The sequence below is a fragment of the Burkholderia sp. MSMB1498 genome, from assembly GCF_001526245.1.
Classification (GTDB): Bacteria; Pseudomonadota; Gammaproteobacteria; order Burkholderiales; family Burkholderiaceae; genus Burkholderia; species Burkholderia savannae.
Window position 1 is genome coordinate 12612 of record NZ_LOYJ01000103.1, and the last position, 25766, is coordinate 38377.

23 protein-coding genes and 1 pseudogene are annotated in these 25766 nt (G+C 66.2%); 7 read left to right on the plus strand and 17 right to left on the minus strand.

Annotated elements, in window-relative coordinates; translation table 11 throughout:
* Positions 1-190 precede the first annotated feature (190 nt).
* Positions 191-2236 (minus strand): glycoside hydrolase family 3 protein, encoded by a 2046-nt coding sequence (locus tag WS91_RS23340; RefSeq protein WP_059671157.1) that lies wholly within the window; start codon positions 2234-2236, stop codon positions 191-193.
* 147 nt (positions 2237-2383) lie between these two features.
* On the minus strand, positions 2384-2542 hold the full coding sequence (locus tag WS91_RS37555; RefSeq protein WP_226383047.1) for a hypothetical protein: 159 nt from the start codon (positions 2540-2542) through the stop codon (positions 2384-2386).
* A gap of 12 nt (positions 2543-2554) precedes the next feature.
* Here WS91_RS37555 and WS91_RS23345 point away from each other — a divergent pair, with 12 nt between their 5' ends.
* The gene (locus tag WS91_RS23345; RefSeq protein ID WP_231752071.1) at positions 2555-3247 is read left to right on the plus strand and encodes a M15 family metallopeptidase; all 693 of its coding nucleotides are present in this window, start codon (positions 2555-2557) and stop codon (positions 3245-3247) included.
* A 42-nt stretch (positions 3248-3289) separates the two neighbouring features.
* Here the strand turns inward: WS91_RS23345 and WS91_RS23350 are convergent, their stop codons facing one another.
* On the minus strand, positions 3290-4660 hold the full coding sequence (locus tag WS91_RS23350; RefSeq protein ID WP_059671126.1) for a cytochrome-c peroxidase: 1371 nt from the start codon (positions 4658-4660) through the stop codon (positions 3290-3292).
* Between the two features lie 233 nt (positions 4661-4893).
* On the opposite strand from WS91_RS23350, the gene WS91_RS23355 reads away from it, so the two are divergent.
* Both WS91_RS23355 and fabV read left to right on the plus strand, forming a co-directional pair.
* Entirely contained in the window at positions 4894-6477 is a 1584-nt protein-coding gene (locus tag WS91_RS23355; RefSeq protein WP_059671127.1) for an acid phosphatase, read from the plus strand.
* Between the two features lie 401 nt (positions 6478-6878).
* Positions 6879-8072, plus strand: a complete 1194-nt coding sequence (gene fabV / locus WS91_RS23360; protein ID WP_038751343.1) for an enoyl-ACP reductase FabV — start codon at positions 6879-6881, stop codon at positions 8070-8072.
* A 96-nt stretch (positions 8073-8168) separates the two neighbouring features.
* Here the strand turns inward: fabV and WS91_RS23365 are convergent, their stop codons facing one another.
* From WS91_RS23365 to WS91_RS23400, 8 genes are all read right to left on the minus strand, one after another.
* Positions 8169-8801, minus strand: coding sequence for a response regulator transcription factor (locus WS91_RS23365; RefSeq protein ID WP_038751344.1), 633 nt, complete (start codon positions 8799-8801; stop codon positions 8169-8171).
* The gene (locus tag WS91_RS23370) at positions 8802-10877 is read right to left on the minus strand and encodes an ATP-binding protein (protein ID WP_038751345.1); all 2076 of its coding nucleotides are present in this window, start codon (positions 10875-10877) and stop codon (positions 8802-8804) included.
* Positions 10878-11291: 414 nt separating this feature from the next.
* Positions 11292-12257, minus strand: a complete 966-nt coding sequence (locus WS91_RS23375) for a Csu type fimbrial protein (protein WP_059671128.1) — start codon at positions 12255-12257, stop codon at positions 11292-11294.
* 15 nt (positions 12258-12272) lie between these two features.
* Positions 12273-14612, minus strand: coding sequence for a fimbria/pilus outer membrane usher protein (locus WS91_RS23380; protein ID WP_442854980.1), 2340 nt, complete (start codon positions 14610-14612; stop codon positions 12273-12275).
* Positions 14613-14734: 122 nt separating this feature from the next.
* On the minus strand, positions 14735-15574 hold the full coding sequence (locus WS91_RS23385) for a fimbrial biogenesis chaperone (protein ID WP_059583010.1): 840 nt from the start codon (positions 15572-15574) through the stop codon (positions 14735-14737).
* Positions 15575-15591: 17 nt separating this feature from the next.
* Positions 15592-16125 carry a Csu type fimbrial protein gene (locus tag WS91_RS23390; protein ID WP_059583007.1) on the minus strand — a complete coding sequence of 178 codons (534 nt, stop codon included), beginning with the start codon at positions 16123-16125 and terminating at the stop codon, positions 15592-15594.
* An 81-nt stretch (positions 16126-16206) separates the two neighbouring features.
* Complete coding sequence (locus tag WS91_RS23395) at positions 16207-16767, minus strand: Csu type fimbrial protein (protein ID WP_038751350.1); 561 nt, start codon at positions 16765-16767, stop codon at positions 16207-16209.
* Positions 16768-16820: 53 nt separating this feature from the next.
* On the minus strand, positions 16821-17366 hold the full coding sequence (locus WS91_RS23400) for a Csu type fimbrial protein (protein WP_038751433.1): 546 nt from the start codon (positions 17364-17366) through the stop codon (positions 16821-16823).
* Positions 17367-17389: 23 nt separating this feature from the next.
* Here WS91_RS23400 and WS91_RS34270 point away from each other — a divergent pair, with 23 nt between their 5' ends.
* Positions 17390-17698: a hypothetical protein gene (locus WS91_RS34270; protein ID WP_231752072.1), complete on the plus strand. Its 309-nt coding sequence runs from the start codon at positions 17390-17392 to the stop codon at positions 17696-17698.
* Positions 17699-18193: 495 nt separating this feature from the next.
* On the opposite strand, the gene WS91_RS23405 is transcribed toward WS91_RS34270, so the two are convergent.
* Entirely contained in the window at positions 18194-19087 is an 894-nt protein-coding gene (locus WS91_RS23405) for a LysR family transcriptional regulator (RefSeq protein ID WP_038751435.1), read from the minus strand.
* Positions 19088-19507: 420 nt separating this feature from the next.
* Here WS91_RS23405 and WS91_RS23410 point away from each other — a divergent pair, with 420 nt between their 5' ends.
* Positions 19508-20773 carry an MFS transporter gene (locus tag WS91_RS23410; RefSeq protein WP_038751352.1) on the plus strand — a complete coding sequence of 422 codons (1266 nt, stop codon included), beginning with the start codon at positions 19508-19510 and terminating at the stop codon, positions 20771-20773.
* A gap of 44 nt (positions 20774-20817) precedes the next feature.
* Positions 20818-21762 (plus strand): amidohydrolase family protein, encoded by a 945-nt coding sequence (locus WS91_RS23415; protein ID WP_059583002.1) that lies wholly within the window; start codon positions 20818-20820, stop codon positions 21760-21762.
* Between the two features lie 129 nt (positions 21763-21891).
* On the opposite strand, the gene WS91_RS34280 is transcribed toward WS91_RS23415, so the two are convergent.
* Complete coding sequence (locus WS91_RS34280; protein ID WP_186448532.1) at positions 21892-22158, minus strand: hypothetical protein; 267 nt, start codon at positions 22156-22158, stop codon at positions 21892-21894.
* 104 nt (positions 22159-22262) lie between these two features.
* Between WS91_RS34280 and WS91_RS23420 the strand changes: the two genes are divergently transcribed.
* Complete coding sequence (locus WS91_RS23420; protein WP_038751354.1) at positions 22263-22544, plus strand: H-NS histone family protein; 282 nt, start codon at positions 22263-22265, stop codon at positions 22542-22544.
* Between the two features lie 467 nt (positions 22545-23011).
* Here WS91_RS23420 and WS91_RS23425 read toward each other — a convergent pair whose 3' ends face one another.
* The 4 genes and pseudogenes from WS91_RS23425 to WS91_RS23430 form a co-directional block, all read right to left on the minus strand.
* Positions 23012-23275 carry a hypothetical protein gene (locus tag WS91_RS23425; RefSeq protein WP_038751355.1) on the minus strand — a complete coding sequence of 88 codons (264 nt, stop codon included), beginning with the start codon at positions 23273-23275 and terminating at the stop codon, positions 23012-23014.
* Positions 23276-23691: 416 nt separating this feature from the next.
* Positions 23692-23799 (minus strand): annotated as a pseudogene (locus WS91_RS38230) (integrase core domain-containing protein); the annotation flags it as partial.
* Positions 23800-24337: 538 nt separating this feature from the next.
* Positions 24338-25063, minus strand: coding sequence for a putative type VI secretion system effector (locus WS91_RS34295; protein WP_226383050.1), 726 nt, complete (start codon positions 25061-25063; stop codon positions 24338-24340).
* 359 nt (positions 25064-25422) lie between these two features.
* Positions 25423-25647, minus strand: a complete 225-nt coding sequence (locus WS91_RS23430; RefSeq protein WP_226383135.1) for a hypothetical protein — start codon at positions 25645-25647, stop codon at positions 25423-25425.
* Between the last annotated feature and the right edge of the window lie 119 nt (positions 25648-25766).

Here is a 25766-nt window from a genome sequence, read left to right on the forward strand (position 1 = left end):
GCCGCAAGAGCGCTCAAGGATAACTGCAACGAACGGTATTTGAAACCGATCCGGCAGCACGACGCGGCCTCGCGTGGGCCGCGCCTCAGAAAATCGACGGCGAAACCGCTTCGGGCGGCGCGCGGCGATCGGCCGCGCCGCCAGCCGCGCGCATCGCCGCAGCGCCGCGTCGCGGCCGGCGCTCGGCTCCTCAGTACTGCAAGCCGAAGCCGCGCGAATAGCGCAGCGGCCCCGTCGATCCGTCCGCGTTCAGCGCATGCACCGCGACCGGCAGCTTGCCGACCGGCCGCTCGACGCCCAGCATCGCGTCGACGGCGGCGAACAGCGACGGGCCGCGCAGCCCGCCTTCGTAGCCGTAGTACGCGTACGTCGCGAGCGTCGCGTCCGCGACGTCGTCATAGCTGATCACGTCGTACGGCGCACGCATCGTCACGTGAATCACGGTCTTGCGCCGCGCCTTCGCGTAATCCATCACGTCGCGCATCTGCTGCGCCTCGTTCGGCACCGCGACGGCGAGCACGCTGCGGCGGGCGCGGACATCCGCGCCCGCCCCCGCGCCCGCGTCGACGTGATCGAAGATCACCGAGCCCGCCTCCTCGCCGTTCGCGGGCGCCGTCTGCCGCATCAGCGCGGGCGCGGGCGGCACGATGCGCGCGCTCGGATCGCCGTTGTGCTCGACGGGCGTGACGCCCGTCGACAGCGTGCCGACGATCACGACATCCGCCGCGTCGATCGCCTGCTGCTGCTCGGGCCACGTGATCGCGCTCAGCTTCGCGCCCGTCACGAGCGGATGGCCGAGCTCGGCGAAACGGCGCCGCATCGCCTCCGCCTGCTCGCCCCACGGCGTCAGGATGAAGATGCGCCGGCCCTGCGCCTGCAGCGGCAGCGTGCCGTTCTCGTTGCGCAGCAGCGTGATCGACTTGCGCGCGATGTCGCGCTCGACCGCGCGATGCGCGGGCCCGCCGATCGACGCCAGTTCGTCGATCGGCCTGCCGCGGTCCGCCGCGACGATGCCGTTGCGCAGCTTGGTCAGCACGATCCGGCGCACCGAGCGATCGAATTCGGCGCGGTCGATCCGGCCCGCATCGACGGCTGCCGCGACGCGATCGACCAGCGCCGTCAGCCGGCCGGCGTCGGCCGCGGTGCGAAACTCGACGGGCATCAGCGCGATGTCGACGTCCGCCTGGAACACCTTGACGACCGCATCGTCCTCGTCGAAGAAATCGGCGATGCCCTTCATGTCGAGCGCGTCGGTGATCGTCACGCCCTGATAGCCGAATTCGCCGCGCAGGATGTCGTGCTGGATGCGTCGCGACATCGTCGCGGGCGCGATCATCTGCTCGCCCGTGCGCGTCGCGACGCGCGTGTCGTCGAGCGACGGATACTGGATGTGCGCGGTCATGATCATGTCGGGCGCCTCGCCCGAGTCGATCGCCTGCCGGTACGGCGCGAGATCGATCGCGTACGCGTCGGCGCGCGACTTGATCACGACGGGCAGCCCGTAGTGCGAATCGGTGTCCGTGTCGCCGTGCCCCGGGAAATGCTTGAACGTGCCGATCACGCGCTCGCTCTTCATTCCCTGCACCATGCGCCGGCCGAGCAGGCCGATCGTCGCCGGATCGTCGCCGAACGAGCGCACGTTGATGACGGGGTTGAGCGGATTGCTGTTCACGTCGACATCCGGCGCGAAGTTCACGTTGAAGCCGACCGCCGCGATCTCCGCCGCGAGCACGCGGCCCATGTCGTATGCGAGCCGGTCGTCCTTCGTCGCCTCGTAGGCCGCGCCGAGCGCCATGTTGCCGGCGAACGCCGTCGCCTCCACGCGCGGCAGGCGGAACACGTTGCCGCCCTCCTCGTCGATGCCGACCATCAGGCCGACCGGGCTGTCGGCCGCGGGCGCCGCGCGGATTCCGTCGATCAGCCGGCGCGTCTGCTCGATGCCCGTCAGGTTGTTCGAGAACAGGATCACGCCGCCGATGCCGTTCTCACGCAACGCGTCGCGCGCGGCGTCGGGGAATTCGGTCATGCCGCTCGTGCAGGCCGGCTGCCCGTCCGGGCACCAGTACCGGAACGCCATCATGATCTTCTGGCCGACCTTCTGCCGGGTCGACATGCGCTCGACGATCGCGTCCGCGCGTGATTCGATCGTCGCGTCGTCGTCGCCCGACGAGCAGGCGCCGAGCGCCGCCGTCACCGCCAGCGCGACGGGGAAATGAACCAAGCTTTTCTTGCGCATTTTCACCGAGTCCTTGCCGCGCGCATTCGCGGCATTTACGTCATTTGATTCGTGATCCGGAATTCCCTTCGGCTTTCGGTTCATCGGTACTCCGGAACTTCATGCATATCCATTCACTCTGAATTCGCATGCATCGAATTCGTCAAATCAGTGATCGACATGCGACTTCTGCCGCGAACATTCGCGCCGATTCGGCAGTGCGCGCAGCATAGCACGGCCCTTTTCACGCTGCTTTCGGTTTTCGGCACGACCAATGCGATTGCCGATATCAACCGAATCACGGCCGCGCAATGCGCGAATATGCATGCCGAACGCGTAATGAGCGATCGTTCGCCGGTTCAATGCGGACGATTGAGAAACGTGTCGTTCGATTACGTGAATTTCGACGGCCAAACACAAAAAGGCGAAGTCGTCGTGCTCGATGCGGTTGCCGAGCGCGTGCAGACGATCTTCGACACGCTCCGCCGGATGCGCTTCCCGCTGAACAAGGCCGTGCCGATCGAGCGCTATCGCGGCAACGACGTCGCGTCGATGAACGACGACAACACGTCGGCGTTCAACTCGCGGCCCAAAACGGGCAGCGACGAGTGGTCGATGCACGCGTACGGCGTCGCGATCGACGTCAATCCTTTGCGCAACCCGTACGTGTCGTTCGGCGGCGACGGCGGCGCGCGCGTGCTGCCCGAGTCCGCCGCGAAGGCGTCGATGAACCGGCTCGACGAACGGCCCGGCAAGCCGCCGAGGCCCGGCATGGCCGAGCGCGCCGTCGACGTGTTCGCGAACAACGGCTTCCTGCGCTGGGGCGGCTATTGGGACGACCCGATCGACTATCAGCACTTCGAAGTGGGCTCGCGCGCGCTCGTCGCGCAGATGGTCGGCGCGCCGCCCGATGAAGCGCGCGAAATGTTCGAGCGTTACGTCGCGTCGTATGTGGATTGCCTTACGGATACGACGCACGAGAATCATGCGGCGGCGCGCGCCGCGTGCGTCGAAGACGCGCTGCGCGAGTGACGCCGGGCGGTGGCGTCGCGCAGCCCGCCCGTTGCGCGCGTCTCAGCGATTGCCGAGCGCCGGCTTCGCTTGCGCGTCGTAGCCGTCGGTGAGCGTGCCGAGGAACGCGATCACGTCCTTGATCTCCGCGTCGGTCATCGCGGGCGGATCGCCGCGCTTGCGGTCGAACGGCGGCTCGTCGTTCAGGTTCTTCCAGTAGCGCTTGGGCAAGTCGTCGAACTTCTGGACGACGCCGTTCTTCACCGGATAGAACTTCTCGGGATGCGTGTCGCGTTGCGCGTAGAAGCGCATCACGTCCTCGAGCGAGTGATAGATGCCGTTGTGGAAGAACGTCTTCTTCAGCGCGACGTTGCGCAGCGTCGGCGTGCGGAACAGCCCGCAGAACTCGTCGCGCCCCTTCAGGTCCCGGCGTTCGGGCCCGCATGCGCCGAGATCGTGGAACGCCGGATTCCGGTTCACGGCGAGCTCGCGATTGCGCGGCACGCCGAGCGCGATCAGGCCGAAATCGCTGAACTGCGGCGGCGTGCCGTCGAGTCCGCGCCGGCTCACGTGGCAGCTCGCGCAGTTGCCCTTCTTCTCGTCGTTGAAGACCTGCAGCCCGTGCAGCTCGGCGCTCGTGAGCTGCGCGCGGCCCGCCAGATAGGCGTCGTACTTGCTCGTGTACGGATAGAACACGTCGGGCGTCTGCTCGAACGTGCCGAGCGCCTGCAGCACCGCGTCGAACGTCGCGCGGTCGTCGTCGAGCACGCGCGAGCCGAACGCGCGGCGAAACGCGTCCGCGTACGGCGCGGCCCGCACCGCGCGCGCGACCTTCGCGGGCGTGCCGTTCATCTCGAACGGCGACGTGAGCGGCACGCGCGCCTGCTCCGCGCCGCTGTCGACGCGGCCGTCCCACGTGAGGCCGCCCGTCGGACCGGCGTCGACGCTCTCGTCGCCCTCGTCGTCCGACTCGTGATAGTGCTCGCTGAACGCGGGCACCTTCTGCAGGTACTTGAGCGTCGGCACCGCGCGAAAGCCCTGCTGGCGCAGATCGTCGCCGCCGAATTGCGCGGGCAGCGCGTTCGGCGGCCCGAACGCGTGCTGCGGGCTGTGACACGACGCGCACGCGAGCTTGCCGCTGCCCGACAGCGACGGATCGAAGAACAGCTGCCGGCCGAGCGCCGTCATCTGCTTCACAGCTTCGTACACCTGCGCGCGCGTCTGCGGCCGGCGCTCGACGACGGCGGGCGCACCCGCCTGCGCGGCGGGCGCCGAAGCGGATACCGCAGCGGGCGCCGAAGCGCGCGTCTCGGCGGGGCCGTTCGCATCGCAGGCGGCGACGCTTGCCGCGAGCGCGGTCGCCGCCGCGAGCGTGCGCAGCGCGGCGAAGGTCGAACGATTCCGGGTGGCGTGTCGCAGCGGGCGGCGCATCATCGATTCGGCGGTGTCGAGTGGGAAAGGCGCGAGCGTATGTCACGAGAATGACAAATCGATGACGGTAAATCGACAGCTGAACGAAAGCATTACAACATGTTGCTGTCAAACGCTCCTTACACAATCCGCGCAGCCGGCTGTCAAAGCACATTCATGCCGCACGCCGCTTCGCGCGACGCGCGCCGGCCGGCCCCTCGATACCCACACCCCTCGTGCGACAAGAGAGATAACGAATGAACAAGCATTGGATTCGCGTGACGCCGATCGCGCTGGCGGCCGCCTTCGGCCTCACCGCGTGCGGCGGGGACGACGTCACGTCGCCCGGCCTGTCGGCAGTGAAGAACGTCGTCGTGATCTATGCGGAAAACCGCAGCTTCGACAACCTGTACGGCAACTTCCCCGGCGCGAACGGCCTGCAGAACGCGACGGCCGCGAGCGCGCAGCAGGCCGACCGCGACGGCACGCCGCTCGCGACGCTGCCGAAGATCTGGAACGGCCTGACGGCGGCGGGCGTGTCGCCCGCGGTGACGGAGGCGATGACGGCGAACCTGCCGAACGCGCCGTTCGCCATCGACGATCCGAACGGCTTCAACACGCCGATGAGCGTGACGACGCGCGACCTCGTTCACCGCTTCTACGAGAACCAGATGCAGATCGACGGCGGCAAGAACGACAAGTACGCCGCGTGGTCCGACGCGGGCGGCCTCGTGATGGGCCACTACACGGCCGATCCGTCGAAGCTGCCGCTCTGGAAGCTCGCGCAGCAATACACGCTCGCCGACAACTTCTTCATGGGCGCGTTCGGCGGCTCGTTCCTGAATCACCAGTACCTGATCTGCGCGTGCGCGCCGTATTACCCGAACGCCGACAAGAGCCCGGCCGCGAGCCAGATCTCGGTGGTCAACCCGGACGGCGTGACGCTCACGACGGCCGCGAATTCGCCCGCTTCCGCGCTGTCGGGCCCGCCGAAGTTCGTCAAATCGGGCGGCCTCACGCCGGATTTCTACGCGGTCAACACGATGCAGCCGCCGTATCAGCCGAGCGGCAACGCGGCCGCGTCGGGCGGCGATCCGAACCTCGCCGATCCGTCGAACCCGTCGACGCTGCCGCCGCAGACGCAGCAGAACATCGGCGACCTGCTGACGAACTCGGGCATCTCGTGGGCCTGGTACGGCGGCGCGTGGGGCGCGGCGCTGCAGGCCGCGCAAAGCAACACGTCGGGCGTGATCTACGGGCCGAACATGACCTCGCCGAACTTCCAGCCGCATCACCAGCCGTTCAACTATTACGCGAACCAGGCGCCCGGCAGCGCGAGCCGCGCGCAGCACCTGCTCGACGCCGGCTCGAACGGCACCACGCTCATCCAGGCGATCGACGCGGGCAAGCTGCCGCAGGTCACGTTCTACAAGCCGCAGGGCAACCTGAACGAGCACCCGGGCTACACCGACGTCGCGTCGGGCGACCAGCACATCGCCGACGTGATCTCGCACCTGCAGAAGAGCCCTCAGTGGAACAACATGGTCGTGATCGTCACGTACGACGAGAACGGCGGCTTCTGGGATCACGTCGCGCCGCCGAAGGGCGACCGCTGGGGCCCGGGCACGCGCATTCCGGCGTTCGTCATCTCGCCGTTCGCAAAGCAAGGCTTCGTCGACCATACGCAATACGACACCGCGTCGATCCTGCGCTTCATCACGCGCCGCTTCTCGCTGCCGAAGCTCGCGGGCCTCAAACAGCGCGACGACGCGCTCGTCGCGAACGGCCTCAAGCCGATGGGCGACCTGACGAACGCGCTCACGCTGTCGACGGGCAACTGAGCGCGCTACCGGATCACGACGACGCGACATCGCTTCATTGGGCGGCTTCGGCCGCCCTTTTTTTCGGCCCGCGCGCGGCGCACTCGGCGCGCCGCATCCGATCGGATGCAAGCATTCGCACGCGTGCGGCCGGGCGCGCACGGGACGCTCGCATGCGATGCCGCGCGCCGCGATGTCCGCCGCCCGATTCATCGCGTGCGGCACTCCCGCGGCACTCCGGTGCCGATCTGCATCGATCCGCGCCGATCCGGCGCCGATCCCGCACCATCCGCTCCGCCTGCCGCGCATTCCGGCCGCCGCCGCGCGCGCCGTCCGCCCTCGCGAACGCATGGCCCGCCGCGCGCCTCGTTTAGAATGCACGCTCCCTTTCCGACCGTCCCTGCCATCCAAGCGAGACCGCCATGATCATCAAACCGCGCGTACGCGGCTTCATCTGCGTCACCACCCATCCGGCCGGCTGTGCGGCGAGCGTGCGCGAGCAGATCGCCTACGTCGAGCGCGGCGGCCCGATCGGGCACGGGCCGAAGAAGGTGCTCGTGATCGGCGCGTCGACGGGCTACGGGCTCGCCGCGCGCATCGCGGCCGCGTTCGGATCGGCGGCCGCCACGCTCGGCGTGTTCTTCGAGCGTGCGCCGGGCGACGCGAAGCCCGGCACCGCGGGCTGGTACAACAGCGCCGCCTTCCATGAAGAAGCGGCCGCGCGCGGCCTGTATGCGGCGAGCATCAACGGCGACGCGTTCTCCGACGAGATCAAGCAAAAGACGATCGACGCGATCAGGCGCGATCTCGGCCAGGTCGACCTGGTCGTCTACAGCGTCGCCGCGCCGCGCAGGACGCATCCGAAGACGGGCGAGACGTTCCAGTCGACGCTCAAGCCGATCGGCCGCGCGGTGCGGCTGCGCGGGATCGATACGGACAACGAGGCGATCAAGGAAACGCTGCTTCAGCCGGCGACGCCCGACGAGATCGCCGGCACGGTCGCCGTGATGGGCGGCGAGGACTGGCGGATGTGGATCGACGCGCTCGACGCGGCGGGCGTGCTCGCCGACGGCGCGAAGACGACCGCGTTCACGTATCTCGGCGAGAAGGTCACGCACGACATCTACTGGAACGGCTCGATCGGCGAGGCGAAGAAGGACCTCGACCGCACCGTGCTCGCGATCCGCGACAAGCTCGCCTCGCGCGGCGGCGACGCGCGCGTGTCGGTGCTGAAGGCCGTCGTCACGCAGGCGAGCTCCGCGATTCCGATGATGCCGCTGTACCTGTCGCTGCTCTTCAAGGTGATGAAGGCGCGCGGCACGCACGAAGGCTGCATCGAGCAGGTCGACGGCCTGTTCCGCGACAGTCTCTACGGCGCGCATCCGCATGTCGACGCCGAAGGCCGGCTGCGCGCCGACGGGCGCGAGCTCGATCCCGCCGTGCAGGCGCGCGTGCTCGAGCTGTGGGACCAGGTGACGGACGACAATCTGTACACGCTCGCCGATTTCGCCGGCTACAAGACCGAATTCCTGCGTCTGTTCGGCTTCGAGATCGACGGCGTCGATTACGACGCGCACGTCGACCCGAACGTGCGGATGGCGAATCTGATCGACTGATTCGCGAATCGGGCAGCCGCCTCTTCGCACGGCGCCAGGCCCGGCGCCCCCGGCATCGGCATCGCGCGATGCGATGCCTGCGTCCCTGCGCGCCCGTCACACGAGCCCGTTCTCCGACGCGTACATGAACAGATCGACGTCGGACTTCAGCCCGAGCTTACCCATCGCATTGTGCTTGTGCGTGCTGACCGTCTTGATGCTGCGGCCATAGCGGTGCGCGATGTCGGTCATCGTCATGCCGGTCGCGCAGAGGCGCACGACCTCGATCTCGCGCGGGCTCAGCTGCGGCGGCGCGTCCGTCGCGCGCATCGCGAGCCCGCTCGCCGCGCCCGCGTGCGTGCCGACGAATGTCCGCCCCTGGCACACGGCGGCGAGCGCGCGCGGCAGCTCGTCGAGGTCGCCCCGCTTGCTCAGCACCGCGAGCGCGCCCGCCTGGCGCATCGTGCGCATCAGCACCGGGTTGTCGAGCATCGTCAGAACGATCACGCGCACCGAAGGATGGCCGTCGCGGATCGCGGTCAGCATCGCGAGGCCGTCCGCGGCCGGCTGGTCGGGCATCGCGAAATCGGTGATGACGATGTCGCACGGCGTGGCCGCGAGCCGCGCGAGCAGCCCCGCCGGATCGTGCGCCTCGCCGACGATCGACACGTCGGCCATGTCCGCCAGCATGTGACGCACGCCCAACAGCACGAGCGGATGGTCGTCCGCGATCAACACTTGAACGCTCATTTACCTTCCTCCTTTTGGATCGCCGCGATCGCGCGATTGCGCCGGATGCGCAACGCAGCGCAGCAGATGGTTCACCATCGCGAGCGTGTCCCGGACCGCGCCGCGGATCGCGCGGGCGTCGCCCGCCGCGAGCAGATGGTGGAATTCGTCGAGCAGCGCATCGACGTGCGCCTGGCCGAACAGGCCGTACGTGCCGCGCGCCGTGTGGCACCACGCGCGCAGCTCGCGCTCGGACAGGCCGTCGCGCAAATGGCGCGTCAGCGCATCCCGGTCGCGCTCGAGCGCGCGGCGGCACGCAAGCAGGATCGCGTCGCGCGCCGCGCCGTGCGCGGACGACGCGCCGAATCCCGCGAGCAGGCGCGTCGCGTCGATGCGCGACGGATCGAAGCGCAGCGCGGGCGCGGGCTCGATCGCATCGACGAGCGCGCGCTCGAGCGCGTCGAGCGTCGTCGGCTTGCCGATGCACAACGTCATGCCGGCCGCGACGCAGCGCGCGTATTCGGCGTCCGACACGAGCGCCGTCACGCCGACGACGGGCGTCGCGCGCACGCGCGCATCCGGATGCGCGCGGATCGCCGCCGTCAGCGCGACGCCGTCCATGCCCGGCATCCGGCAGTCGGTGAGCACGACGTCGAACGCGCCCGCCTCGAGCGCGCGCAACGCTTCTTCGCCGCCGCCGCAGAGGCGCGCGCGATGGCCGAGCGCGTCGAGCTGGTAGCCGATCACGACGCGGTTCATTTCCTGATCGTCGACGACGAGCACGCGGTACGCGCGCGGCTCGCTTCCCGTCGCCGCGCGTGCGCACGCCGCATCCCGCGCGTCGAGCGCGGCGCGCAGGCTCTCGGTGAACGCGCGCCAGCCGAGCGGGTTGCTGCTCAGCCGCACGTGCGTGCCGTCGTCGAGCCAGCCGGCGGGCTGCGCCGCGTCGGTCACGCCGACCCAGCCGATCTGCGGCCGCGCCGCGTCGACGCGCGCCTCGTCGCACACCACCGCGTCGACGTCCGTCGCGCCGCGCGCGGCGAGCCGCACGCCCGCGGCGCGCGCGTAGGCGGCGAGCGTCGCCGCGGCCGCCGGATCGCCGACGTCGATCGACACCACGCGCCCGGCGAGCGCATCCGGCGCGTAGCCGCGCGCCGCGACCGCGCAGCGGATGCGCGCCGTCGCCGTCGTTCCCCTGCCTTCCTCGCTTGACAGCGTCACGTCTCCTCCCAGCAATCTCGCGAGCTTGCGCGCGATCGCAAGCCCGAGCCCCGTTCCCGATTCCGTGCGCCGCGCGCCGCGCGCCGCGCGCACGAACGGCGTGAAGAGCCGCCGCAGCTCGTCGGCGGCGATGCCGATTCCCGTATCGACGATCGTCGCGACGATCTCGACCGAGCCGTCGGCCTCGTGCGCCGCGCGCACGCGCACCGACACGCTGCCGCGCTCCGTGTACTTGATGCCGTTGCCGATCAGGTTGACGAGAATCTGCCGCAGCCGATTGCCGTCCGTCAGCACGGCGGCCGGCACGTCAGCGTCGACGTATAGCCTGATTCGCAAGCCTTTGCGCTGCGCCTGCACCGCGAGCATCGCGGTCACGCTGTCGACGAGCTCGCGCACGTCCACGCGCGTCTTCTCGATCGCGAACTGCCCCGCCTCGATGCTCGCGTGATCGAGAATGTCGTTCAGCACGCGCGCGAGCGACTGCCCCGAGTCCTGCACGAGACTCAGCAGCCGCTGCTGCTCCGGCGCGAGCAGCCCCTTCTTCAGCAGCTCGACGAGCGCGAGCATGCCGTTGACGGGCGCGCGCAGCTCGTGGCTCGCGGTCGCGAGCGAGCCCCGGCTCGCGCGCAGCGCCGCCTGCAGGCGCTTCAGATCGCGGTGCGCCCATCCGTAGCTCAGCAGCGCGACGAGCACGTGGCTGCCTCCCCAAAGCAACGGGTACAGATGCGTCCACTTGCAGGGCGTCGCCGCGATCAGCATGCTGTCCTGCACCCGCGCGGAAGCCTGCGGCAGCGTCAAGAACGCGAGCGCTGCTGCGGAGATGCACACCAGTATGCGTCGACAGAATTTGCCTCCGCAAAAGCCGTCGCTTTTCATACCTTTATCCCATATGGAACCTCGTCAGAATACGCATCTCTTCCGTTTCCGGAAAAAACTCGCACCTCCTTTTTCTTGTCGCCGTTCCATTTATGGGTAGGGTCGTTTATCCCATCGCACGTGCGCTTTCTCCGATTCCTCGATTCGATGGCGCGCAGCGCAGAGCGGCGGCGTCCGCCCGCGGCCGGCCCGGAACGAAAATGGGACGGCCGACACGCGAAAGTCGGCGATCAACGCATGCGCAGGGCGATATTCTCGCGCCCGAATTGGCCGTTTCGGGCTTCGCACATCGTCAAATCTACGCTTCGTTCGAAAACGAAAAAAACTGTTCCGGCTTTTCCGCTCACCTCCATATCCCCCCGTCCGACTCGATTCGCATGTCCGAAACGATTTTCAGAAAACGCCGATTTTCGGCTAATAGCGCACGTCGATCACCACACTGTCCGTATACGTGCCGACGGCGGGCGTCTGCTGATCCGAGTAGATCCGCGCGGTGTACGGAAACTGCTGCGCCGATCGGCCGTCGGCCGCCGCGCCGCTGCCCGCGCGGTTCGTCGACTGCCCCCACACCGCGCCGCCGCCCGAGCCGAAGATGTCGTACTGCAGCCGGTTCGCGCCGTTCGCCATCTGCCGGCGCCCGCTCGCGTGCGGATTCGCGCCACTGGTGAGGCCGACCGTGTAGACCATCCCCTTCGTGCAGGTGAGCGACACGCTGCCCGTCACCGGCGCGAAGCTCGCGACCGTCGGCGCGGAACCGAAGTTCACGTCGGGCGCGACGATCACGCAATCGTTCGTCACGGTGAGCGTGACCGGCACGACGGCCGTGCCCGAGCCCCGGTCGCGGCCGAGACAGAGACCGAGAATGCCGATCCCGCTGCAGTAGTCCCAGCTCCACGCGATCGTCAGCGTGTCGGCGTACGTGCCCGCCGCGACATTGCTGCCCTGGATCGTGCGGAAATACAGCGGCAGCGTCTTCGCGGGGCCGCCGAAGATCCCGAGCAGGTTCAGCAACTGCCCGCTCGCCCAGTTGTAGGTCGTGCTGTAGTCGAGCTTGATCGAATAGTTCTGGTCGGCGAACGCCGCGTACGGCACCGCGTCCCCCGTCGGGCCGACGAGCTTGCCGCCGTTGGCCGACGTGATCGTCGCGTTGATCTGGTCGCCGATCACGAACAGGCCGAGCAGCGCGCCCGAGCACGACAGGCCGCTGCTCGTCGTCGACGTCGACTGCGGCTGGCTCGCGGCGACGAACGACGTGACCGTGCCGAACGACGCGGGGGCCGCGCTCACGACCGAGCACGTCGCGTGCGCGTGCATCGCCGCGAAAAGACCGAGCGCGAGCGCCGCCGCGACGCGCACGAGGAATTGGCAGAATGGCTTCATCGATGAATCCTGTCGTTATTCGCCGCACGCGAGCGGGCCGATGCGGTTCATCCTAGCCGCGTCGACGTCGGCATCGAACGTCGCTCGGCACGTGCGGCCGTCCGGCGTCGTCACGCGCAGATGATTGACCGCGGACAAGCCTTCGAAATAAGTCTCGCCCTGCCAGCCGACGAGCGCGGTCTGGCCGCTTTCCTCGTGCAGCACGCGCGAGCCGATGCCGATCGGCCGGCCCGCGGCGTCGACGAGCGAGATTTGCGCGGAGACGATCTTCTCGATCGGGAACGTGACGAGCGCGCCGCCGCGGTCGCGCACGGCCACGCGCTGCTCGACGACCGGCACGCGCACATTGCTCGGCAGCTCGAGCGGATCGATTTCGTACTTGCCCGCGTAATACGACGGCGCCCACGGCACGAGCAGATGGCCGCCGCCGTCCGTCTTGCCGACGAGCTGGTTCTCGTAGCGCACGGGCACGCCCTTGCGGCCTTGCGTGTCGATCAGCACGAACGCGTCGTCGACGCGATTCGCGGGCAGCATCGCGCCGTCCATCACGACGACCGAGCCCTGCATCTCGCCCCAGCGCGCATAGCCGCGCCCCGCGCCGTAGCCGTACGCGCCGCCCTGCACCTGGAAGTAGCGGTTGCGCCACGTCGCGTCCGCCTGCTGATAGTGCGAACCGCCCCCCGCGTACGCGAGGTTCCAGCCGAAGCCGCCGTCGCTCGGCACGCTGCGGCTGTACTGCACGCGCTCGCTGACGCTGTTGTTCTGATCGCGCGCGAGCGAGCCCGTCACGACGCCCTTGTCGCCGAGCGGCACGATCAGTTGCACTTGCGCGGCGAAGCCGTGGTCGCCGATCGTCTTGTTCACCGACGCGTAGAGCGTCGCGCGCCGCAAGATCGGACGCGTGTACGACAGGTTCGCGATCCGCGTGCGCGCGCCGTCGGCGCCGCGCACGTCGAAATAGCCGGCACCGAGCGTGCCGCCGATCGCGCCGAGATTGAGCGCGCCCGTGGCCTGCATGCTGCTGCGCACGAGCCGGTACGCGACGTCCGAAGGCAAGTCGTAGACCGACAGATCGCGAAACCCGTCGGTGCGCTGAATCCGTTGCAGCGCCACGCTGAAGCGCTGCGACGAATAGCTGTAGCCGAACGCGTACTGCCGGCCGGACGCGCCGGCGAGACGGCTCTGCGTCGCCGCGACGTTGAGCACGCCGAACATGCCGACGCCGACGTCGAACCCGAGGCCGCCGAGCGCGAGGCGTTCGCCGCCCTCCGCATGGCCTTCGATCGTCAGGTAATCGGTGAGGCCGTAGCGCGCGGTGCCCGACGCCGCGAACTTGCCGTACGAGAACGAGCGGATGCCATAGTCGCGCCGCATCGCGCCGACCGACAGCGAATAGTCCGAGAGCCCCTTCTGCAGCAGCGTGTTCGCGACGTAGAACGGAATCGTCGTCGCGACCCGGCGGCCGAGCGCGTCGGTCGTCACGACGGTCGCCTCGCCCGCGCCGTTGATGAACGGCACGTTGTTCAGCGTGAACGGCCCCGGATTCACCTGCCCCGTCGTCGTCTTGCTGCCGTTGATGAAGAGATCGACGGCGGTCGGCACCGCGGCCTGGCCCGAGAACTGCGGCAGCGGATACGTGACGATGTCGGGGCGCACCTTGAAGTCGCGCTCGATCGACACGCCGCCCAGACGCACCGCGCTCGACCACGACAGCGCGCCCGTAATCACGTCGCCCGCCGTGTACGTGAGCATGCGGTCCTGATCCGAGTAGCGCCAGGACGTGTCGTAGCGCAGATAGCGGTTGCTCGCGACGCCGCCGCTGCCGCCGTAATCGCGCCGATAGACCCCCGTGTTCGTCACGGTGCCCCACTTGTCGAACAGCCGCGCTTCGGTCCATGCGGACGTGTAGCTCGTGCCGAGCGTCGGCGAATTCGCGTACACGTCGTAATTGAACAGGAGCCCGAAGCTCACGGCCGCGGGCGTGCGGTCGTACAGCCGCCGCGAGCCGACCGCCTGCTGCGGCAGCCAGTCGGGCGGCACGCTCAGCTTCAGACGCTGCTCGCCGCTCTCGTATTCGACTTGCACGCCGTCGAGCGTCGACAGATCGACGAGCGCGTCGGGTTCGGCGTGCGTGCGCACCGACGCCTGCGCGAGATCGCCCGCGCGCGCGTAGTAGACGCCGTCCCGATAGCGGATCGGCACGATCCGCCCGGTCGACAGCTCGTTGACGACGAGCTCGAGGTACAACGTGCCGCGCGTCGCCGCGCCGCCCGCGGGCGGCAGCGCGCGGCCGAAGCTCTCCGCGAGCGTCATCGGCTCGTTCGCGCGCACGTCCCCCGCCGCCGCGAACGCCATCCCCACCGCCCACGCCGCCGCGCGCCGTCGCGGCAGTCTTCTCGTTCTGTGTTCGTTGTACCCGTTGTACCGCTTCAAGGCATTTCCCCGTCGCGACGTCGTCGCTTGTGTCGTGATGCGGATTACCGGTTCGAAGCGGCGCCGTCCACGTCGATCGCGAGATCGGCCACGCCGTTGACGGTGGCGACCAGCTTGGAATTGGAATTGAGCTTCATGCTCTCGGGCAGCGCCCAGCGCATCTGCGCGCCGGGCAGCACGTAGCCGAGCAGGCCGCGCGCCAAATCGGCGCGCGAGCCGTTCGATTCGAACGCCGCGCGCGTGATCCGCGCATGCACGGGGCCGCGGTTCGACACGACGAGCCAGCGCTTGCCGCCGTCGTGCACGATGCGCCACCGGAGGGCGGGCCGCCCCGCCGTCGCAGGGTCGCGACGCTCGTCCGGGTTCTCCTTCGTCCACAGGCCGTCGCCGTACACGAAGAGCGGCACCGAGTAATGCATCTGGAACTTCACGCCGAGCGCCGTCTCGTTCGCGGCGTTCCGCGCGTCGTCGTCCGGCTGCGGGATCTCGTCGATCAGCACACGGTACGCCTCCTCGGTGCCGGGCGCGGCGTCCGCGAGGCGGGTCAGCCGGATCAACTGGCGCTTGCCGGGCGGCACAGTCGCCATCGGCGGGCTGCCCGCGATGCGCTGCTGGCTCTCGTCGTAGACATCCTCGCCGTTCGCTTCGCGCCAGCCGAGCACGCGCACCTGCAGCGTCACCGGCCGGCGATCGCGGTTCTCGAGCCATAACGCCGCCGCGCGCTGATCGCTGTCGATCACGGGATCGATCGGCCAGATCATCACGGACGTCGCCGCATGCGCGTGCGGCGCGACCAACGCCGCCGCGGCCGCCGCGCCGACGAGCGCGCGGCGCAACATGCGTGCGGCTCGCGCCGGCATGCCGGGCGATCTCGAAACTTTCATCACGGATTCCTGATTGATTAATAACTGAGCGTGACCTGCGCGGTGTCGGTGTACGTGCCGGCGGGCGCGCCGCCGCCCGGCAGCGTCAGCGCGCCGTAGATCGGCAGCGTGATCGTCCCGGACACGGGCAGCGACACCGCCTGCCCGATCGCGATCGCCTGCGTGTGTCCGGCGTCCGAATACAGCTGATATGCGACGCGCGCGCCGCCGCTCGCCAGATTGCGCTGCGTGTTGCCCGCGCTCGCGTTCGCGCCGCCGTCGATCGTCATCTTCAGCGTCGAGCCGGGCGAGCATTCGATCTGCAATGCGCCGCCGCCGACCGCCGCGCTCGCCTGCCCCGTCGCGACGGCCGGATGCGCGCCGAAATCGAGCGTGCCGAAGCTCAGGCCGCTCGTCGGCCCGCCGCCCGCGACGCCGCAGCCCGCGACAATCTGCGCGCTGACCGTGAAGGCCTGGGTTCTGGGCAACAGCGTGTCGGCCCGGCCAATCGCCGGAACAACCGGCAGCAACGCGGCGCACAGCAGGAAAACCACTCGCTCAAAGGTCGACATGACGATCGGAATCTGGGATCGCCTCGCGGCTTGCTCGTATGCGCGCCGCGAGGCCGGACTGAACGGAGTCGATGCGCTCGCTCACCAGCCGAGCGTGACGTTCAGCACATCGACGTACGTGCCCGCGGCGAGCGCCGACGAGCTCGTCTTGTTGACGACACCGTAAAGCGGCAGCTCGAATGCGGCGCCCGGCGTCGGCACCGACACCGATTGCGGCGTGCCCGCGACGTAGTGCTGCGAGTGGCCCGCGTCCGCGTAGACTTCGTACGGCACAAAGCTCGCGCCGTTCGCGAGCGCGCGCGTGCCCGTGCCGACGGCCGCGCCCTTCGACGCGTTCTGGCCGCCGTCGATCGTCACCTGGATCGACGTGACGTCCGGCGAGCACGTGACTTGCGTCGACGTCGAGCCGCCGCCCTTCGCCGCGCTCGAGAGCTGGCCCGTGAAGCCGCTCGGCTGCGTGCCGAAGTCGAGCGTGCCGAAGTTCGTCGCGCCGACAGAACCGCCGCCCGTATCGACCGCGCAGCCCGTCGTCAGCACGAGCTGCGAGTTGACCGTCCCCGTGAGCGGGCTGGTTTGCGCCTGCACGCCTGCGCAAACCGACACGCAGGCGACGGCCGCCCAGACTTTCCAGTGAGCCTTCATCTTGTTTCCTTCTGTGTGGTGAAAAAGAACTGTTGCTGCTTACCCGCTCCGGATCACCAGTCGAGCGTGATCCCGAGCAAATCCTCGTAGGCCCCGGACGGCATCGCGCGCGTCATGCCGTTGACGACGCCGAAGAGCGGCAGCGTCACGTCGTCCTGCCGCCCGTCGACGAGAAACGACTGCGGCATGAGCGGCACGTATGGCACGCTGCGCGCCGCGTCGCGGTACACGTGGTACGGAATCCGGCCGACGACGCGCCCGTGCGCGCCGCGCGTCACCAGATAGCGGGCCGACTGGTCCCCGTTGCGGCCGCTGTCGATCGAGACCAGAAAGCCGTCGACGTCCGGACTGCACACGACGCGCACCGCGCCGTTCGACGTCGCGCGGCCGTCGGCCGTCAGGTAGTCGGACCAGAGCGGTCCGTGCGCGCCGAAATCCAGCCGGCCCAAATCCGCGCTTCCGGCAACGCCCGCGACCTCGCATCCGCGACTGACCTGCAAATTCACCTGCATCGCGCCGGTCAGTTGCCCGGCCGAGACGGTCGCGAAAGCCAGCATGAATGCCGCCCCGCCCATCGTCTGCACCACACGCTTGCGCATTTCGCTCTCCACACGATCGCCCGTTGATTTCGTCGTTGTTTTTCGATGGCCCAATCGCCGCGCGCCGGCCGCGCGCGGCGGCCCCGTCGCCTTGCGCGCGATACATGCGCCGCCGCCCGGCACTCGGCTCGCGCCGCCATGCGTTCGGACGAGCGCGGACCAACGGCGGCGCATCGCGCGCCGCCGCCGCGGCAAGCAAGATCGGATTGGAATTCGGCCGGCTCGGTTTTAATTGGTTGAAGCCGATCCGATTGGTCTACTCGATTGCGGTTATTTCGGAACCGCGCCCCGATTCCATCGAAAATATAATTGAATGGATGATGAATGGTTAGAGTAATTGTTACTATCGGAATAATCCGAGTTTAGGTAAATTTGACAATATTTAAAGATTCATTCTGGCGCGCCAAATCTCGCATTTGAAACGCGATCGGCTCGACCGGCGCCGCGTTAGGCGCGGCACGCAAGCGTCATCGAACGATCGGAAACGAAACAAGAGAAATTGGATTTATGCGACGGGAAAGATCGAATTCCGCCGATTCGGGTTCGCATCACCAAAAGATACCGTGCGCACGAAAGACCATCTATTTTGGCGAGACCAAAATTTTCGCCCGCCCAATCGATAGGGAAACCGAAATATTAAATCTTGACTTTCGCAGGCCGAAATTTCGCACATCAATTCGAATCACGAATTAATTTCCGAAATTCGTATATTGAGCAATTCGAATATTCCGACATCCGGACGATCAGCGGCGCGGGCGCGACGCGTCGCGTCGCGCCGTCGAAGACAGGCCGCGCGCGCGCCGCGGCCGGCCATTTCGCCCGCCCGCTCAGTTCGGCTGGAACTGAGGCAGCAGTTCGGCGAACCGGTCGGCGAGCGTTCGGCGCGATCGCTTCGGCCAGATGGCCGTCAACGGAAATTCGGGCAGCGCCTGCCCATCCGAGACCGGACTGAACTCGACGCCCTCGAACGTCAGCGTGCGGATCGACGACGGCAGCAGCGACACGCCGCAGCCCGCCGCGACGCACGCGATCACGGTCAGCGTGCGGTTCACGTCCTGGACGATCTCGATCGGATGGCCGGCGAGCCGGAACGCGCTGAGGATCGCCGCGCGTATCGACGGCAGTTGCTCGTGCGGGAACCAGATGAGCCCGGCGCGCGACAGCTCCCGCAGCGTGATCGTGCCGTCCGGCTGGCGCGGAAACGACTTCGGAATCACCGCGATCAGCGGATCGCGCCGGATCAGCTTCTCGTTGACGGGACCGCCGATCGCGACGGGCGTGTGCAGAATGCCGATGTCGATCTCGCCGCGCTCGAGCGCGACGACCTGCTCCGCATTGCTCATCTCGCGCATCACGAGATCGACGCGCGGCGTGGCCGCGCGCAACGCGCACACCGCGGAAGGCAGCGTATCGAACAGCGCGGCGGACACGAAGCCCACGCTCAGCCGCCCCGCCCGCTGCGCGCCGATCTCGCTCGCGCGCCGCGCGGCGGCGTCCATCCGCGCGAGGCTCAGGCGAATGTCGTCGACGATCGCTTCGCCCGCCGTCGTCAGCGCCGCGCCGCGCCTCGAACGCTCGAACAGCTTCACGCCGAGCTCGCGCTCCATTTTCGTCAGCGCGTGACTGAGCGCGGGCTGCGCGACGCCCAAGCGGATCGCCGCGTGAGTCAGGCTGCCCGTGTCCGCAATCGCAAGGAAGTATCGAAGATGCTTGGATTCCATAATCACGCAGCGCCACGAGATTGCGTTCCGACGGCCGCGCCGCCGCATCGCCGAGACGATGGACACGTATTGCGAATACACGATTTCATTCCGCGCCCGCCTTCAATAGACGAATTCGGCCGGCGCATTTTCAATCTCATCATCATTCAACCAAACAGAATTATTCGACGAACAATTTCAAATATCCGAATCAATCGTACCAAAACGATCCTGAATCCACAGACGCCGACGCCACGCAAACGTTCGCGCAACATTTCGCCTCACGCGATCGACGTCACGGCGAAATACGCAATCATAATTTTCTTTTATCAATAATGCTCGACTTCGTGATGCATATATCGTTTACCTCTCGATAAAATATGACGATATGATGCGGGCTTTTTCCAATCGCTTATGGCGACATCATTCCGGAGAGCATGAGTGAGCTGGTACAAAGAAATATCGCCCGTTGAAAGACGTACATTCAAAGGATGTTTTTCCGGCTGGGCGCTCGACGGCGTCGACACGCAGATGTTCAGCCTCGTCATCCCCGCATTGCTGACGTCCTGGGGCATCGGCAAGGGGCAGGCGGGCCTCATCGGCGGCGCGACGCTCGCCGCGGGTGCGATCGGCGGATTGCTCGCCGGCGCGATCGCCGATCGCTTCGGCCGCGTGCGCGCGCTGCAGATCACCGTGTGCTGGTTCTCGCTGTTCACGTTCCTCAGCGCGTTCGCGCAGAACTTCGAGCAACTGCTGGTGCTGAAGGCGCTGCAAGGGCTCGGCTTCGGCGGCGAATGGACGGCGGGTGCCGTGCTCCTGAGCGAGACGATGCGTGCGCGGCACCGCGGCAAGGCAATGGGGATCGTGCAGAGCGCCTGGGGCTTCGGCTGGGGCGGCGCGGTGCTGCTCTATACGCTGATCTTTTCGTGGCTGCCGCCCGAATGGGCGTGGCGCGTGCTGTTCGCGATCGGCGTGCTGCCCGCCCTGCTCGTGCTGTACATCCGGCGCGCCATTCCCGAGCCGCCGCGCGCCGACACGATCGCGTCGGCCGCCGACGCGGCGCCCGCGCAACCGGCAACGAGCATCTTCGATCCGTCCGTGCTCAGGATGACGATCGTCGGCGGCCTGATCGGCGTCGGTGCGCACGGCGGCTATCACGCGATCACGACCTGGCTGCCGACCTATCTGAAGACCGAGCGCCATCTGTCGGTGCTCGGCACGGGAGCGTATCTCGCCGTGATCATCGTCGCGTTCATCGTCGGGTGCATGACGAGCGCGTACTTGCAGGACCGCATCGGCCGCCGCAAGAACCTGATGCTGTTCTCCGCCTGCTGCGTCGTGACGGTCAATCTGTACGTGCTGCTGCCGCTCGACAACCTCGCGATGCTGCTGCTCGGCTTTCCGCTCGGCTTCTTCGCTGCCGGCATCCCGGCCACGCTCGGCGCGCTCTTCAACGAGCTCTATCCGAGGAACGTGCGCGGTCGCGGCGTCGGCTTCTGCTACAACTTCGGCCGCGTCGCATCGGCGATCTTCCCCGTGCTCGTCGGGCACATGGGGACGTCGATGCCGCTCGGCCTCGCGCTCGGCATCGACGCGGGCATCGCTTACGGGCTCGTGTTCATCGCCGCCTGGTTCCTGCCCGAAACGCGCGCGCGCGATTTCCAGTCGCCGCAGCCCGACCCGCGCATCCGCGAAGCGGCGCTGTAGGAGCCGGCCGGCATGCCGGGCGCCCGTCATTTCGTGGGTTTTTCATGGATCAGGCAAGCAACGATCCGGCAGTCGAAACGACGGGCCGCACCTGCGCCACGCGCGCACGACACATGCGCGACACGCACGACGCGCGCGATCCGCTCGTCGATGCGTGGTACGGCGACGGCATCGCGCCGATCGAAGCCGTCGATTCGCACGCGCACGTGTTCCTGCGAAGCCTGCCGCGCATTCCGAGCGCGCGGCACTCGCCGGAATACGACGCAACGCTCGAATCGTATGTCGCGCATCTGAACGCATCCGGCGTCACGCACGCGGTTCTCGTTCAGCCGAGCTTTCTCGGCACCGACAATCACTTCTTCGTCGACGTGCTGGCACGCTATCCGCAGCGCTTTCGCGGCGTCGCGGTCGTGAACCCGTGCATGGCCGAGGAGGAATTCGCGCGGCTCGAGGCGACCGACGTGGTCGGCATCCGCCTGAATCTCGTCGGCCTGCCGATTCCGGATTTCGCCGCGCCGCGGTGGCGCGCGCTGCTCGCGCGGGCGAACGCGCTCGATTGGCATGTCGAAGTACATCGGCGCGCGGCGGATCTTCCCGCGATCATTCCCGCGTTGCTCGAACAGTCGTGCCGCGTCGTCGTCGACCATTTCGGGCGCCCGGCGCCGCATCTCGGCACGCGCGATCCCGGCTTCCGCTTCCTGCTGTCGATCGCCGGAACGGGGCAAGTCTGGGTCAAGCTGTCCGCCGCGTATCGCAACATCGAATCGGGCGACGGCGCCGCGTTCGGCACGCGCGCGGCGCGCGAGCTGCTCGGCGCGTTTGCGCCGAATCGCCTCGTGTGGGGCAGCGACTGGCCGCACACGCAGCATCGCGACCGAACCGATTTCCGTGCGACGCGCTCGGCGCTCGACGACTGGGTTCCCGATCCGTCGCTCAGGCGCATCGTTCTCTGCGACTCGGCGCGCACGCTGTATCGTTTCGACAGCTAAACGATTGCATTCGACGCATCCGCACACCGCATCCGCACATCGTTTCGCCGCGCTGCTCGCGCCGCCGATGTATGTCGAAAATTTATGAATATCTCGGCTCCATCCGCTGGTTCGCGTTGATGCCGGCCATTAGAATTTCGCCATCCCAATGACGATCATCCGGCCCCTTGTCCGATGCGCTTCGCGCGCGAACGAATGTCGAGCCGACGCGCTTTCGCACGGACACCGGACATCGCCTGCGGATATCGATTTTTCACTCCGCACGCAGGCCGGGAAACGCATCGCCTGCTTGCGGAACGCCAACGCCTGACCGTGGAAGGCATCGCGATCGACGTCGAAACCCGTTCGCATTTTTTTCGTTTCAACCGCAGATCGCCGCATCGGGCCGCGCTTCATTCCGATGGGCAATCGGCTAGTCGTCATTCGTCCAACACACCCATACATTTGCCGGCCGATACGGGACGCGATCGAATCCCGACAGGCAAGGGAGCATTTTTTTGATGGAAACTTACCTCGACCTTCTGGTAGAACGAGAAGCCCTGATGATCAAACTGGATGCGGCGCGCACGCAAGCACGAAGCGCGGCGCTGTCCGAAGTGAAGCGAATCGTCGAGGAATTCGAGCTCACGACGCAGGAAGTGTTCGGCCGTGCCGGCGCGTTGCGCCACCGCGGCAAACCCAAGCCGAAGTATCGCGACCCGAAGACCGGCGCGACGTGGACGGGCCGCGGCCGCCCGCCTTCGTGGATCGCCGGGAAGGATCGCGCCGCATTCGTCGTGTAACCGCGGCTTAATGCGGCCGCGCTCGACAACGTTTGCTCGCGTCGCTAGCGCCGCCGTTCTCCCGCCGCGAAAAGCCCACACCGCTCGTTCGTTCGAGCCGTGTGGGCTTTTTCATTGGGGCCGGGCGCCAGCCGCGCGAAACACGATACGCCGCCGACGCGTTCGCCGGTTGCGGTCGGAAACCGCGTGCGAAGAAGGCAGAAAGACGATCTCGCCGTCGTGCGACCGCGAGAATCACGGCCGTCGAAGCCGATGCCCGAATGACCGGGCAACGCCGACCGCAAATCGTGCTTGGCCGAGCATGCTTCATGGTGAAGACGCGCGGCGACATGCGACGGAACATGTATCACTTGCCGCGCCGCAGCCATGCGGCATGCTGCGGCACGAAACCGAGCAACAAGCAGCGAGCGCGCTTGCCGTCGTGCCGCCCGCGATGCGCGGCTGCATCCGTCGGTCGCGTCCGTCGCTCAGAATGCCGGATGACACTCGAACGCGAGTTGCGCGTGCCCTTGCGGCCCGCTTCCATGATCAACGGATTCGCGCTTCACGCTCGCTTGCATCCCGCGCTGCGCGCAGTAGCTCGTCGCTTCGTTGACGGCCCGCTCGTGCGCACCCGCCCACGACAGCAGAATGCCGCGCGAGCTCGAATCGACGGTGTAGACGTTCGGCTTCTCGGTTGCGCTGATGTCGGACGCGCTTGAACATGCGGCCAGCAGCAGCGCGCTGACCACGATCGATAGGGACGACGATTTGAGAACGCGGAGTTTCAATTTTGACGGCGCGCTCTTCGAGCACACTGAGAACAACGGGACACGCGAAAGTATGCCCGGCTCCGCGCGATAGATCATTCCCGTCACGCTTAACAGTCCGTTTCGCTAATGCAAACAATGGCACGTGTGCGAAGCGCTTCGCCCGCGCTTTCGGGTTGCTGGCTGCGCGATAGGCGGCGATGCCGGACTGCGCATCCGACCCTCGTCGATCGTCCGCCATCCGAAGCAATGAACGCGCGTTGAATTCGCGTCGGGCATCCGCCGCGCGACGCACGTGCGACGATGTCGCCCCGAGATGCGAAACCGGCCTGCCCTCGGTTTTAGTCCGGACTGTAGTTAGAGTCAGAGGTTAAAAACTGCTGCTTCTCATCGTACGCCTGGGCGAACTGCGCAGGCGTCAGATAGCCAAGCGAACTATGAGGCCGCTCGGCGTTGTACTCGGTACGCCATTCATCAATCAGCCCCTTGGCGCGGAGTCTTTTGTCCCCGCCAGAGAAGCCAAACCGACCGCGCCGCTCGAACCGGCCAACGCTGACGCCACGGCCGTCAACCCAGCGGCTGAGCGGTCCAAATCACTCAACAGAAAATCTCCGGCCGCTCGCTCTTTTCGTAAATTTTCCAATACTCCACGCAATACCACTGCACGATTCGTATCCATATATCATCAGTCATCCATGAGATTTTTCCTCTTCCTCACCAGAATTGACCTCATCTTTAAACCCAACAGCCACCAGCCCCTTATCGAAAGTCTCACACCTTTTAAGTCGCCGTTATTTTTATATTTTTACGATCAAAACAGAGTTTTATTGCACTTCGAAGATCATCATTCCAAAATACAAAATAACAACTTGAAGCTCGATAATAGCAGCTTGGATTTGCCAGTTAGCCATAATCAGTAGACCTCCGCCCACTACCATTCCAGGTCGCTCAGCAAAAAATCTCCGATCACCCGATCCTTATGAAAATTTTTCAGCGTCCCGCGCAACACGACCAGTCGGCCCATATCCATGTCCTTCCCGCATTTCAGTACTTGAAGTACAAAATCCCCAGACCAGGTTTACCTTCTGCCTTCCTTGCGTCCCTACTTCTAGCGGGCAAATCAATCGTTTTTGCATCGCGCCATCCTAAAGCCTGAAAAATCCCCTCAGCCATATTGACAAACGGCATGAATTTTCTTGAAATACTAAATGCGATAATGGCATATATCACAAAACTAATTATGCCACCACCGCCCATTAATCCAACAAAAGCGCGCCAATCGCTGTCATGATTCACCCAGAAAATCACACCCATAACGCAGCAAGAAGCCAAAAATATGCCCCCAAAAATCCAAACAAACCATTTCAGAGTATTTATATAATGTGCGATCCGGCCACGCGAACAATGTGGATATAAAGCGATAATTCGATCACGCGGCTTGAGCATCGCGAATGCTCGATACGTACCATCTCGCAATAATTCCGCCACAACATCTACTTCGTCTCCATTATTGAAAGGGGACCACATCAACCATCCCGATATCTTTTTCCCGTCCAGCTCGAACTGAATTCTGTCGGCCTCTTCTTTCGTCCCCGCCAGGGCTGCTAGCCCGATGGCACCGCCAGAACCAACCAACGCCGCAGCCACTGCAGTCAGTCCGGCTGCCGAACGATCGGAATCGTCCAACAGAAAATCCCCCGTCGTTCTCTGCTTACTGAATTTCTCTATCGTCCCATGCAGAATCACTGCTCGATCGCAGTTCATGTACATTGCCCTCTCTTTTCATCGTCTCCTCGAACTTGAGGCCAACCGTCGGCGCGACCTTCGAGGAAACAAAACCTTGTCGATCTGGTATGTCCGCTCGACGTGCGCACAAGCAGAATTCCCGAATATCCAATGTCAACGATGAAACTTGCTCGAACCTTCGATCAATTTCAGCATGAGCCGTGTCATCTAGTCTTCGACGCTGTTCGCCGCAACGGAAACACACGCGAAACGCCATTGACTGTCGACGACGCCATCCTCGAATGAATAGATAACATTTTGCCAACGCACTTTTCGCTCGCAGGCGACGATTGCCACCGCCATGGGCACTACCGCGCACATCGATCGCGAGGTTTTCTTTCCGACTACGCTCGCTGCGCTACTCGTTCGGCCATTTGCGCGAGCCCCTCCTTTTCCTGTGCGCGCTCCATGAAGCCCAGAACCGTCACCGCGAATTCGGCGATCGACGCGGGAATACACCAGACGTTCGGATCGTTTGGCCCAACCTGGCATTCGGCCTCGATCTCTGGCGGGAACTGCGGCTCCTGGCACGTCTTGTTATGTTGTCCTTCGCGCGGCAGCTCGCTCACCGGTCTATGCGCATCGAGCCCATAGTTCCACAAGAAGCGATTGCATCCAGCCCATGTGCATAGCCCCTCGCGGCATCCAGCGCAATTTCTCGCCCCCACCATATCGCGCCAACCAAGCT

Bases quoted from the DNA above. Each gene is read 5' to 3' on its own strand.
- WS91_RS23355 (WP_059671127.1), top strand. From the start codon at position 4,894: ATGAACAAGCATTGGATTCGCGTGACGCCGATCGCGCTGGCGGCCGCC.
- WS91_RS23415 (WP_059583002.1), top strand. From the start codon at position 20,818: ATGGATCAGGCAAGCAACGATCCGGCAGTCGAAACGACGGGCCGCACC.
- WS91_RS23400 (WP_038751433.1), bottom strand. From the start codon at position 17,366: ATGCGCAAGCGTGTGGTGCAGACGATGGGCGGGGCGGCATTCATGCTG.
- WS91_RS23405 (WP_038751435.1), bottom strand. From the start codon at position 19,087: ATGGAATCCAAGCATCTTCGATACTTCCTTGCGATTGCGGACACGGGC.
- WS91_RS23380 (WP_442854980.1), bottom strand. From the start codon at position 14,612: ATGGCGTTCGCGGCGGCGGGGGACGTGCGCGCGAACGAGCCGATGACG.
- WS91_RS34280 (WP_186448532.1), bottom strand. From the start codon at position 22,158: ATGAAGCGCGGCCCGATGCGGCGATCTGCGGTTGAAACGAAAAAAATG.
- WS91_RS23370 (WP_038751345.1), bottom strand. From the start codon at position 10,877: ATGAAAAGCGACGGCTTTTGCGGAGGCAAATTCTGTCGACGCATACTG.
- WS91_RS23390 (WP_059583007.1), bottom strand. From the start codon at position 16,125: ATGTCGACCTTTGAGCGAGTGGTTTTCCTGCTGTGCGCCGCGTTGCTG.
- WS91_RS23365 (WP_038751344.1), bottom strand. From the start codon at position 8,801: ATGAGCGTTCAAGTGTTGATCGCGGACGACCATCCGCTCGTGCTGTTG.
- WS91_RS23345 (WP_231752071.1), top strand. From the start codon at position 2,555: ATGAGCGATCGTTCGCCGGTTCAATGCGGACGATTGAGAAACGTGTCG.
- WS91_RS23375 (WP_059671128.1), bottom strand. From the start codon at position 12,257: ATGAAGCCATTCTGCCAATTCCTCGTGCGCGTCGCGGCGGCGCTCGCG.
- WS91_RS37555 (WP_226383047.1), bottom strand. From the start codon at position 2,542: ATGCATATTCGCGCATTGCGCGGCCGTGATTCGGTTGATATCGGCAAT.
- WS91_RS23395 (WP_038751350.1), bottom strand. From the start codon at position 16,767: ATGAAGGCTCACTGGAAAGTCTGGGCGGCCGTCGCCTGCGTGTCGGTT.
- fabV (WP_038751343.1), top strand. From the start codon at position 6,879: ATGATCATCAAACCGCGCGTACGCGGCTTCATCTGCGTCACCACCCAT.
- WS91_RS23340 (WP_059671157.1), bottom strand. From the start codon at position 2,236: ATGCGCAAGAAAAGCTTGGTTCATTTCCCCGTCGCGCTGGCGGTGACG.
- WS91_RS23420 (WP_038751354.1), top strand. From the start codon at position 22,263: ATGGAAACTTACCTCGACCTTCTGGTAGAACGAGAAGCCCTGATGATC.
- WS91_RS23385 (WP_059583010.1), bottom strand. From the start codon at position 15,574: ATGAAAGTTTCGAGATCGCCCGGCATGCCGGCGCGAGCCGCACGCATG.
- WS91_RS34295 (WP_226383050.1), bottom strand. From the start codon at position 25,063: ATGTACATGAACTGCGATCGAGCAGTGATTCTGCATGGGACGATAGAG.
- WS91_RS23350 (WP_059671126.1), bottom strand. From the start codon at position 4,660: ATGATGCGCCGCCCGCTGCGACACGCCACCCGGAATCGTTCGACCTTC.